Source organism: Natronobiforma cellulositropha, assembly GCF_025629245.1.
In the GTDB taxonomy this organism is placed as follows: domain Archaea; phylum Halobacteriota; class Halobacteria; order Halobacteriales; family Natrialbaceae; genus Natronobiforma; species Natronobiforma cellulositropha.
Genome location: NZ_JANZXN010000041.1, coordinates 1 through 2,845 on the forward strand (window position 1 = coordinate 1; position 2,845 = coordinate 2,845).

Here is a 2,845-nt window from a genome sequence, read left to right on the forward strand (position 1 = left end):
AGCGCCGAACCCGGCGAGACCTTTGGCCGCCGCCCCGGCTACGTCGAAGTCCTCGCTCGCTCCCGGGGCCGCCTCGAGCATGGTCCCCATCAGCTGTGACTGGCGTTCCTCGAGCCCGTCGACCTGCTCCTGGAGGTCTTCGACCGCCCCGTAGAGCATCCCATCGTCGGCGGCCGCCCGCTGGATGTGGACCTCCATCCCAAGCCGGTGGGCGACGATTGGCTCGTCTCCCTCGAGTGCCTTCCTCGCCACTTCGTCGGCCTCGCGCTCGAGTTCGGGGTCCGGATCGATGACCAGCGAACTCCCCTCTTGGGGGAGCATACTGATGGCACCGCCAGTTTGCTGTCGCACGTGAGCCAACTCGTGCGCCAGCAGGTACTTCCCTTCGGGACTCTCCGGATCGTACTCGCCGCGGTTGAACACCACGTGGTTGCCGGTGGTGAAGGCGCGTGCCTCGAGTGTACTCGCCGCTTTCGCGGCCTCTGGACCAGTGTGCAATTGCACGTCACTGAACGAGTCGCCCATCCGTTGTTCCATCTCCTCACGAACAGCGCCCTCGAGCGGCTTTCCTGGTTGGGAGATCACCCGCCGCACCACCTCTGGTGTGGCCGTCTCTCCCGCGAGATCACTCTCCGCTTGCGCCTCCACCGAGCGCATTGCGCTCTCGGTGTCGAGTTCGACACCCGCTCCCAGAGAGCTACGCACTCGAGCGACGCGAACCTGCTCGCCCGTCGGCGTGTTACACCCTTCAGGCAACTCACCGCGTTCGCCCCACCGTTGGACCTGCTCGAAGCCACGGGTCTGGATCAGCCGGTCGAGTTGGGCCGCCTGCTCGGGCGAGGGTCGCAGTACGCTCGAAAGATACTGGTGTGGGCGAGTTCCGCCCTGTGTCTGGGGCTGCGCTCGAGCGCGCCGTGTTCGTTCGTTCTGCTCACTGTCGTCGTTCGACCGGCCACGCCAATCCCGGTCGAAACTCACACGTCACACCTCGGCTGTGGGGACATCGGTACTTATCCGCTCGTTACGAGTCGATTGTATTAACTGTTGGCGATTGGACACTCGAGCGCTCGTGATGTGCCTCTCAGTGGTGATCCACTCCACCGACCACTGCCGGTTTCCAGTAGCTATAAGTCAAACCACAGTGATGTACAGACCGGAAACCACCGTCTCCACGGGGGTCACAGAAATGCCCCGGGTGCGCAACCACCCGAGACGTGGCTTCCAAGCCGAAAGGCTGGATCGCCATGACAACAAACAGACTGGCAAGACTTAAACGTCTCGCAAACGCTCGCTATCGCGACCGAGAACGCCGTTTTCGGAGTGGTAACGCTCGTTTGCGTGTGTGTCGTATTGTTGAGCATTTCGGTGTCACACCCCGACGGAGGATGTCGTGACCGGCGACGCACTCGAGGAGCGTGACCCGGCCGTCTCGCCCGAGCAGGACGCGTCAGCCGACACCGACGACGATTCGGCACCAGCGCTCTCGCCCTGCCCGCGTTGTGGCGACCCGATGGTGCTGGTGACCGTCAGAGGTCCCGGCGACCGACGTGTCTCGCCGTGTGGCTGTCGTCTCTAACCGTCGACGACTCGCGTTGGCACACCACACCCACCGTTTTGTACGTCCGCTCGAGTAGCGCCCTCTTCGCGCCCGCACCGCCGTTCTAACTCGAGCGCCCCGCCTCCTCAGGAGAAGAGCGTCCCCTCGTCGCCATCACGCAGGTGCAACTGCGGGTAGAGATCGTAGTGGTCGTACCGCCGCGCGTCGTGGAGCGTCCCGAAGCCGATCACGCGGAACGGTTCCGGCGGCACCAGCCCCATGGTGACGAAGCGATCACGCACCTGACAGCGGAGGTGGTGATCGAGCGCCTCCCGGAACTCGACGAGCGTCTCGGGTGCGTGCGGGAGCAGTTCGATTTTCGTATCAGGCTCGCGCTCGAGCGGCGTCTCGGCGCGTTCGACCTCGTGACACCCCCGGGCATTCGGATAGCCGACGTGAATTCCCGAGACGGCGGCGACGGTCAGGTCGGCCTCGAGTCCGTCGCGCTCGACGACCTCGACGAGTTCCTCACCGACCGCCCGCCAGCGCTCGAGGTCACCCGCCGAAAGCGCCGAGACCGGCCGAACGTCGCTCCCCTCGGAGAGATCCAGGCCCGCCTCGCCCGCCAACGCCTGCGCTCGCTCGGCCACCTCGCCCTCGAGGTCGAGACCCAGGTAGACCTCGAGTTCGTAGACGACTGCGTCGGGTGCGCGCACACCTGCGGGGAGGGGAACCGGCCGTTCGACGTCCGCGTCGTGGCTGCGAAGCTGCTGGTAGAGCGCGCCGAAGTAGCGCTCGAACGCTTCGTCCGAGAGGGCCGCGATGGCCCGACGCACCGCGTCGATGTACGCGGGATTTTGCGCGTGCTCGAGGGTGTCGTAGCCGCGCTGGGTGAAGACGTAGTACTTTGCGAAGCGACGCGCCTGGTTGTTGTGTTCGTTCTCCTCGCTGGTGCGCTCGGCGGCCTTGTCAGCGTAGGCCTCACAGTGGTGTGCATAGATCTCACCACCATCTTTGTGCAGTTCGATGTGGTGTACACCCCCGTTATTGTCGGTTACTTCGAGACCAATGTCGTCGTCATCCTCCCCGAGTATGTCTGCGTTCATCAGTCACCTCCGAATTTTGTAGCTCCACCGTGGTCATCTCGAGCCTCGAGGAACGCCTCGTACATTTCGGCCATCTCGAGGTACATGCCCTCGAGTGTGTCGGCCTGTCCGCCGGGGCGGTTGGACATCAAGGTTCCGAGGCCCTCCTTGGCGACGTCACTCGCGATGGCGCTCGCCGCGCCGATGACGGCCCCGCCGGTGG

Annotated in this window: 3 protein-coding genes and 1 pseudogene; 1 reads left to right on the top strand and 3 read right to left on the bottom strand. The window is 64.7% G+C overall.

Annotation, left to right across the window (positions count from 1 at the left end):
• Positions 1 to 978, bottom strand: a 978-nt coding sequence (locus N0B15_RS15455; RefSeq protein ID WP_263020617.1) for an eCIS core domain-containing protein, incomplete at its 3' end; no start/stop codon positions are given.
• A gap of 412 nt (positions 979 to 1,390) precedes the next feature.
• On the opposite strand from N0B15_RS15455, the gene N0B15_RS15460 reads away from it, so the two are divergent.
• Positions 1,391 to 1,576 (top strand): hypothetical protein, encoded by a 186-nt coding sequence (locus tag N0B15_RS15460; RefSeq protein WP_263020618.1) that lies wholly within the window; start codon positions 1,391 to 1,393, stop codon positions 1,574 to 1,576.
• Between the two features lie 107 nt (positions 1,577 to 1,683).
• Here N0B15_RS15460 and N0B15_RS15465 read toward each other — a convergent pair whose 3' ends face one another.
• Positions 1,684 to 2,643: a DUF7958 family protein gene (locus N0B15_RS15465; protein ID WP_263020619.1), complete on the bottom strand. Its 960-nt coding sequence runs from the start codon at positions 2,641 to 2,643 to the stop codon at positions 1,684 to 1,686.
• Positions 2,643 to 2,845: pseudogene (locus N0B15_RS15470) on the bottom strand (hypothetical protein); the annotation flags it as partial. The pseudogene N0B15_RS15470 and the gene N0B15_RS15465, both read right to left, overlap by 1 nt.

Coding starts and splice junctions, on each gene's coding strand:
- N0B15_RS15465 (WP_263020619.1), bottom strand. CDS start 2,643: ATGAACGCAGACATACTCGGGGAGGATGACGACGACATTGGTCTCGAA.